The sequence below is a fragment of the Hoeflea sp. genome, from assembly GCF_039975035.1.
Lineage (GTDB): Bacteria > Pseudomonadota > Alphaproteobacteria > Rhizobiales > Rhizobiaceae > Hoeflea.
The window spans coordinates 1-7108 of sequence record NZ_JBDWHW010000096.1 but is presented as its reverse complement, the minus strand read 5'-3'; the positions used below and the strand labels follow the sequence as shown (position 1 = coordinate 7108).

Annotated in this window: 6 protein-coding genes and 1 pseudogene; 6 read left to right on the top strand and 1 reads right to left on the bottom strand. The window is 59.7% G+C overall.

What is annotated here, in order from left to right; genetic code table 11:
• Positions 1–341: 341 nt before the first annotated feature.
• Complete coding sequence (locus ABJN75_RS07975) at positions 342–1295, bottom strand: LysR family transcriptional regulator (protein WP_348438496.1); 954 nt, start codon at positions 1293–1295, stop codon at positions 342–344.
• 144 nt (positions 1296–1439) lie between these two features.
• Here ABJN75_RS07975 and ABJN75_RS07970 point away from each other — a divergent pair, with 144 nt between their 5' ends.
• The 6 genes and pseudogenes from ABJN75_RS07970 to ABJN75_RS07945 all read left to right on the top strand — a co-directional run.
• On the top strand, positions 1440–2906 hold the full coding sequence (locus tag ABJN75_RS07970) for an NAD-dependent succinate-semialdehyde dehydrogenase (protein WP_348438494.1): 1467 nt from the start codon (positions 1440–1442) through the stop codon (positions 2904–2906).
• Positions 2903–3856, top strand: a complete 954-nt coding sequence (locus ABJN75_RS07965) for a dihydrodipicolinate synthase family protein (RefSeq protein ID WP_348438492.1) — start codon at positions 2903–2905, stop codon at positions 3854–3856. Before ABJN75_RS07970 ends, ABJN75_RS07965 begins: the two co-directional genes overlap by 4 nt.
• 11 nt (positions 3857–3867) lie before the next feature.
• Entirely contained in the window at positions 3868–4416 is a 549-nt protein-coding gene (locus ABJN75_RS07960) for a 3-hydroxyanthranilate 3,4-dioxygenase (protein WP_348438490.1), read from the top strand.
• 100 nt (positions 4417–4516) lie between these two features.
• Positions 4517–5674: an ABC transporter substrate-binding protein gene (locus ABJN75_RS07955; protein ID WP_348438488.1), complete on the top strand. Its 1158-nt coding sequence runs from the start codon at positions 4517–4519 to the stop codon at positions 5672–5674.
• Between the two features lie 70 nt (positions 5675–5744).
• Positions 5745–6659: a branched-chain amino acid ABC transporter permease gene (locus ABJN75_RS07950; protein ID WP_348438487.1), complete on the top strand. Its 915-nt coding sequence runs from the start codon at positions 5745–5747 to the stop codon at positions 6657–6659.
• A gap of 50 nt (positions 6660–6709) precedes the next feature.
• A pseudogene (locus ABJN75_RS07945) lies at positions 6710–7108 on the top strand (branched-chain amino acid ABC transporter permease); the annotation flags it as partial.

Genomic DNA, 7108 nt, shown 5'->3' with positions numbered 1-7108 from the left:
AGTGTGGAAAGAGTATATCAAGAACCAGAAGCCGCCTGACCCTGACGATGATTTTGAGGTCGTATAGTCCGCCGAAGGGCGGACCAATCCGGCTTATAGCCGTAACCTGAAGCCACCGGCTTTAGCCGGTGGAGCATTCACGCTGCGAGGATAGGGGAGGGGAACGCGTTTGGATTGTCTGAACGCGACAGCGGAAGCGTCGCTGCGCCGCACGCAGATGACAGCTGACGGCTCGGAGTCGGTTTGCCGCAGCGCAGGGGAAATCTCGCTTCCGGCTTGCCTCAATCTTAACTGCCAAGATTGTGCCGGGACTGGCGCGCAACCTCTTCATTGGCAGCTATTTACTGCAGGGGTTCGCTCGAACCCGTCTTCAGGTGTCGCGCCGCCTGGCGAAGACTTTCGACCAGCCGGGCGGCGGCGGGGGATATGACGTCGGCGACGCGGGTTGAAATGCCGATGGGGCGGCGCGCGGTCGGCAGCGGGATCTGCAAGGCGACAATGGCGCCGTCCTGAACCTCCAGCTCTGCGAGTTGAACCGGCCAGACCGCAAGATAGTCGGCTTGGCGCAGAAGCCGGCGGGTTGTCAGAAACGACACGGTCTCAACCGAATGGGTGGGAGGTTCCAGATTTTCATCCCGGAAGGCCTTGTCGATCTGCCGCCGCAACGTTGTCGAGTGACCCGGCAAAATCCAGTCGTAAGCCAGCAAATCGGCAAGCTGCAGGTCCGGCTGCGCGACCAGCGGATGATCGCGCCGCACGACAATCTGGGCGAAATCATCGATCAGATACTCTTGCTTCAGCCCTTCGCGGTCGCGGAATTCCGGCAGTCGGCCGAGCACAAGGTCAAGTTCGCCAGATCGCAAGGCAGGCATGAGCATGTCATTTGTGCCCTCTTCGACCCTGACCACCAGACCAGGTTGATCGCGCCTGAGGCGCACAATGGCCTCGGGCAACAGCCCGGCGGAGCCTGCCAGCAGAGTGCCTATGGTGACATGGCCCGCCGTGCCATCGCGCAGATGTGCTACTTCCTGTTCTGCCTTGTCGATCTGGGCAAGGATCAGCCGCGCATGGGCTGCGAGTTTCAATCCGATATCGGTCGGCACGACGCCTCGATTGGTGCGTTCGAAAAGCTGCACCCGCATTTGCGCCTCGGTGTCTTGCAGCGCCTTGGTGACCGCCGACTGGGTCATGTTCAGCGCTGTGGCCGCATGCATCAGGCTTCCCTCGGCCTGAATGACCGCTACGACGCGCAGGTGACGAACGGTCAGTCGGTGCGCGGTCTGGGTCAGATCCATAGGGTATCCTTCGCGTTGGCCGGAGATAAGGAGGCACGCTCAGCTATTCCATATGATGATACACAAAGCCAATCAATTCATTTGTCTGCATACTTGTATGTCTTCATAGTGAGATGACGATCCATTCGAGAATTTGAGAAAAACATGCCCGAATATCCTGATCTGAACCTCTATATCGGTGGAGCCTGGCGCAAGACCGGGCAGTCGCTTCCGGTGATCAATCCGGCCACGGAAGACGTGATCGGTGAGGTGCCTGTTGCGCGGCGTCAGGATCTTGATGACGCGCTGGAAGCTGCGGAGCGCGGCTTTCGCATCTGGCGGGCGACATCGCCACGGGTTCGTGCCGAGGTGATCCTGCGTGCCGCCGCTCTGATGCGGGAGCGCGCCGACGAGATCGCCCATTCGATCACGCTTGAACACGGCAAGCCGTTGCCGCAGGCGCGGATGGAGGTCATCAGGGGCTGTGAGTTTTTTGAATGGGACGCGGGCGAGGCGCAGCGGCTTTACGGACGCGTGGTGCCGAGCGCGCCCGGTATCCGCTATTTGGTGATCCAGCAGCCGGTGGGCACGGTGGCGGCCTTTTCGCCATGGAATTTCCCGATGAGCCAGCCTGCGCGCAAGATTGCGGGTGCGCTGGCCGCGGGCTGCTCGATCATCATCAAGGCTGCCGAAGAAACGCCTGCGGGTGCGCTGCACATCGCCAAGGCCTTTCATGATGCCGGCCTGCCCGCAGGGGTGCTGAACCTGGTCTTCGGGGTGCCTGCCGAGATTTCGACTTATCTGATCCCGCAGGATCAGGTGCGGCTGGTCGCTTTTACCGGGTCGACCGCTGTGGGTATTCATCTGACGGAAATGGCCGCGCGCACGATGACGCCGGTGCTGATGGAACTGGGTGGTCATGCGCCGGTGATTGTTTGTGACGATGTGGATGCGCAGGCCGCGGGGCTGATGTCGGCGGCGCGCAAGGCCCGCAATGCGGGACAGGTTTGCACCTCGCCCACGCGCTTTTTCGTCGATCAGAAGATCTTTGCGCCCTATGCGGCGGCCTTCGCCGAACGTGCGGCGGCGGTCAATATCGGCAACGGCATGACACCTGGGATCGAGATGGGCCCTGTCGCCAACCACCGCCGGATCGAGGCGATTGATGCGCTGGTCGAAGACGCCCGCGCCAAGGGCGCCAAGGTGCTGACGGGCGGTGCGCGCCCCAATGGGCCGGGCTATTTCTATCCGGTTACTGTTCTGGCCGAAGTGCCCGACGATGCGCGCGTGATGCGCGAAGAGCCGTTTGGCCCGCTGGCGGTGATCAACCCGACAGCATCGCTGGACGAGGCGATCGCCTGCGCCAATGCGTTGCCCTTTGGACTTGCCGGATACGCCTTCACCCATGATGCTGCGACCGCGGACCGTTTGATGAACGAGATCGAGGTCGGCAATTTCTCGATCAACACGCTGGAGGCCTCGGTCGCCGAAGTTCCCTTTGGCGGGGTCAAGGCCAGCGGGCAGGGGCGCGAGGGCGGCATGGAGGGCATGCAGCATTACCTGGAGGTCAAGACGGTGTCGCACCGGATGGAATTGGAACACGAGCCGACCGTATCAGGAGCCAAGGCATGAAATACGACCGCAAATCCGCCAAATCCCACGCCCGCGAGCATATGCGCGGCATCTGGGCAGCGGCATTGATGCCCTTTGCCGAGGACTTGTCGATTGACGAGGCAGGCTTTCGCGCCAACATCAACCATTGGATCGAGGGGCTCGGAATCGACGGCTTTTTCATCGCGGGCAAGCAGGGCGAGTTCTTTGCGATGTCGGTCGACGAGCGCAAGCGCAGCTTCGATCTGGCGGTTGCGGCTTGCGAGGGGCGGGCGCAGACGATCATGTCGTGCTCGGACCAGAACATGGATGTGGTCATTGATCTGGCCCGTCACGCGCAGGCAAGTGGCGCCGATTACATCGTCGTCCATGCACCGATCTTGCACTTCTACAAGAAGCAGGACGAAACCCTGCTGCGCTATTACGAGACCATCGCCAGCAAGGTCGATATCGGCATTGCGTTGTGGTCGCATCCCGACAGCGGTTATCTCATGAGCCCGCAGCTTTGCAACCGGCTGGCCGATATCGAAACCGTGGTCGCGATCAAATATTCTGTACCGCGCAAAATGTATGCCGAGCTGACACGGTTGGCGAGCGACCGGATTCTGGTTTCCACCGCTTCGGAAGAGGAATGGCTGGACAATATCATCGAGTTGGGATGGCAACTTTATCTGTGTTCCTCGCCTCCCTATCTCCTGCAGACCGTCAATGACCGGCGGATGCGCGATTACACCGATGCGGCCTTCGCGGGGCGTTTTGACGAGGCCCGCGCCATCCGCGATTCGCTTGATCCGGTACGCCGCGCGTTGCGCGAAACGCGCCCGGCTGAAAAGCCGCATGCGCATCAGAAATACTGGCAGGACCTGCTGGGACAGACCGGCGGACATGTGCGGGCGCCCTGCCTGGAATTGACCGAAGCTGAAAAAGCTCAAACCCGCGCCGCATTCGATGCCTGCGGCCTTAAACTGTAAGGGAGTGAACCATGTCACGTCTTGCCGCCTTCAATTTCCAGAAATGGATCGATGAACACAAGCATCTGCTCAAGCCACCTGTGGGCAACCAGATGGTGTTCAAGGACGCCGATCTGATGGTCACCGTAGTGGGTGGCCCCAACAAGCGTACCGATTATCATGACGATCCGGTCGAGGAGTTCTTCTACCAGCTCAAAGGCGACATGTTGCTCAAGCTGCATGACACCACCACCGGTGAGTTTTACGATGTGCCGATCCGCGAGGGCGACATCTTTCTGTTGCCGCCCCATATGCGCCATTCCCCGCAGCGCCCGCAGGAAGGCTCCATCGGTCTGGTGATCGAGCCGGCCCGTCCCGAAGGCGCGCTGGATGCGATCGAGTGGTATTGCTTTGAATGCGAGGCCCGCGTTCACCGCGCCGAGGTCGATCTGGAAAGCATCGTCGATGACCTGCCTCCAATTTATGCGACTTTTTATGCAGATGAAAAATTGCGCACCTGTCCGAAATGCGGCACCTTGCACCCCGGCAAGGAGCCGCCACAAGGATGGGTCACGCTATAATATGTTTGGACATTGAAAGTTTTAGGCTTCAATAATATCAAGCTGTGATGAGCGTGAACACAAGGGTCCAAGATCGGGCCTTCAACAAGGGAGAACACTAATGAAGAGACTAGTGACTGCTGTCAGCCTGCTCGCGATGACGAGCCTACCTGCCGTGGCCGATCCGGTGAAGATCGGCATGATCACAACGCTTTCGGGCCCCCCCGGTTATCTAGGCGAACAGATCCGCGATGGTTTCCAGCTCGCTGTAGACCAGGAAAGCGGCAAGCTGGGCGGTGTTGAAGTTGAGGTTGTTGTCGAAGACGATGGCCTGAAGCCCGGCAACGGTCTGCAGATCGCAGACAAGTTCATGAACGAAGAAGGCATCAAGCTGATCACGGGGATCGTGTTTTCCAACGTGGCAGGTGCTGCAGTGCCCGAAATCGTCGACAATGGCGCGATCTATATCAGCCCCAACGCAGGCCCCTCCGGCCTGGCCGGCGCTTCCTGCAACAAGAATTACTTCGTCGTAAGCTGGCAGAACGATGCGCTGCATGAAGCGACCGGTGTTGCTGCCAAGAAGCTCGGCTACAAGACAGCCGTGGCCCTGGCGCCGAATTATCAGGCGGGCAAGGATGCCATCGCCGGATTCAAGCGCGAGTTTGGTGGGGAAGTGACGGAACTCTACACTGCGCTTGACCAGACCGACTTTGCACCTGAAATGGCCCAGATCCGTGCTGCGGCGCCGGATGTGGTGTTCCAGTTCCACCCGGGCGGTCTTGGCATCACCTTCCTCAAGCAGTACCAGCAAGCCGGTCTGCTGGGCGAAATCCCGATGGTTCTGTCCGAGCCTTCGCTGGATTCAGTGATCCTGGGCGCCGTCGGCGATGCCGCAATCGGCATCAAGGGCACCACCCATTGGGCGGCTGATTTTGACAATGCTGCATCCAAGGACATGGTTGCAGCCTGGGTTGCAAAATACCCGGATCGTCCGATCACCACCTATGCACAGCAAGGCTACGAGACGGCTCGCCTGATCGCTTCTGCCTTTGCAACAACCGGTGGCGTCGATGATATGGACGCGCTGCAGGCGGCGCTGAAGGCTGCCAAGTTCGACAGCACGCGCGGCAGCTTCGCTTTCGGTTCCAACCAGCATCCGGTTCAGGACTGGTTCCTGACCGAAATCGTTGCGGATGCAAACGGCAAGCCGCAAATCAAGACGCTTGAAAAGCTGCGCGAAGCAGCCGGCGACATCTACGCTGCTGAATGCAAGATGTAATGCAGTCGGGGCCGGACTTTGCAAGTCCGGCCCCATGTCCTGACCCATTAACCGCACAATCGGGTGGGCAATGATCCTCTTTCTTGAGCAAGTTTTGAACGGTCTGCAGTATGGCGTGATGCTGTTCTTGCTGGCCGCAGGTCTCACCCTGATCTTCGGGATCATGGGCGTGATCAATCTTGCCCATGGCTCCCTTTACATGATCGGCGCTTATGCCGGGACCTGGGTGGCGATGGAAACCGGCAGTTTCTGGCTGGGCATCCCGGCAGCATTGATTGCCGCCGCCTTGACCGGGTTTGCCATTGAGACCCTGGTGATCCGCAGGCTGTATGCCCGCGACCATCTGGATCAGGTTCTGGCCACGTTCGGCTTGATCCTTATGTTTAACCAGAGCGTTACCCTGATCTTCGGACGTCAGCCGCTTTTCACCAAGCTTCCGGAATTCTTTGAAGGATCGGTCGAGATTGTTCCCGGTCTGCCTTACCCAACCTATCGTATCCTGATCATCGGTGTGGGTTTGCTGGTTGCCCTGGGGCTCTATCTGCTGATCAACCGCACGCGGATCGGGATGCTGGTGCGGGCAGGGGCCACCAACCGCGAGATGGTGCGGGCCCTGGGCGTCGATATCCGGCTGCTCTACACGGTGGTTTTCGGATTGGGCGCGTTGCTTGCCGGGCTTGCGGGCTTCATGGCGGCGCCGATTCTGGCGGTGCAGGTCGGTATGGGCGAGCAGATCCTGCTTGCGACCTTTGTGGTGGTGGTGATCGGCGGGGTAGGTTCGATCCGCGGTGCCTTCGTTGCAGGAATCTTTCTGGGCGTCTCCGATACCCTGCTGCGGGCATTTCTTCCAGGGTTGTTGCGGCAGGCAATGACGGGGCCCCAGGCGGATGCCTTGGGCGCAGGTATCGCTTCAACGGGAATTTATTTGCTGATGGTGATCATTTTGCTGTTCCGGCCCAAGGGTCTTTTTCCGGTGGGATCATGATGCGGCGCAATTACATACTTGCGGGACTCGGGCTGATCGTCCTTGTCCTGATGCCGGTGCTGACCGATGTGACGGGGCAGTCGAGCCTGTTGTCGCTGGCAACCCGCGCGCTGATTTACGGTATCGCCGCGGCCAGCCTCAACCTGGTGTTGGGCTATGGCGGGATGGTCAGCTTCGGGCATGCAGCCTTCTTCGGTATTGGTGGATATGCGGTGGGTATCCTCTATCAGAATTTCACCGATCAGACGCTGTTCCTGGGTCTCATCCCCGGCAGCAATCAGTTGCTGATTACGCTTCCGGTGGCGATGGTGATCGCGGGTTTGCTTGCCGGCCTGATCGGTGCGCTTGCGCTGCGCACTGGCGGGGTGCAGTTCATCATGATCACCATGGCGTTTGCGCAGATGCTGTTTTTCCTTTTCGTTTCGCTCAAGGTCTATGGCGGCGAGGAC

Coding starts and splice junctions, on each gene's coding strand:
- ABJN75_RS07975 (WP_348438496.1), bottom strand. CDS start 1,295: ATGGATCTGACCCAGACCGCGCACCGACTGACCGTTCGTCACCTGCGC.
- ABJN75_RS07950 (WP_348438487.1), top strand. CDS start 5,745: ATGATCCTCTTTCTTGAGCAAGTTTTGAACGGTCTGCAGTATGGCGTG.
- ABJN75_RS07955 (WP_348438488.1), top strand. CDS start 4,517: ATGAAGAGACTAGTGACTGCTGTCAGCCTGCTCGCGATGACGAGCCTA.
- ABJN75_RS07970 (WP_348438494.1), top strand. CDS start 1,440: ATGCCCGAATATCCTGATCTGAACCTCTATATCGGTGGAGCCTGGCGC.
- ABJN75_RS07960 (WP_348438490.1), top strand. CDS start 3,868: ATGTCACGTCTTGCCGCCTTCAATTTCCAGAAATGGATCGATGAACAC.
- ABJN75_RS07965 (WP_348438492.1), top strand. CDS start 2,903: ATGAAATACGACCGCAAATCCGCCAAATCCCACGCCCGCGAGCATATG.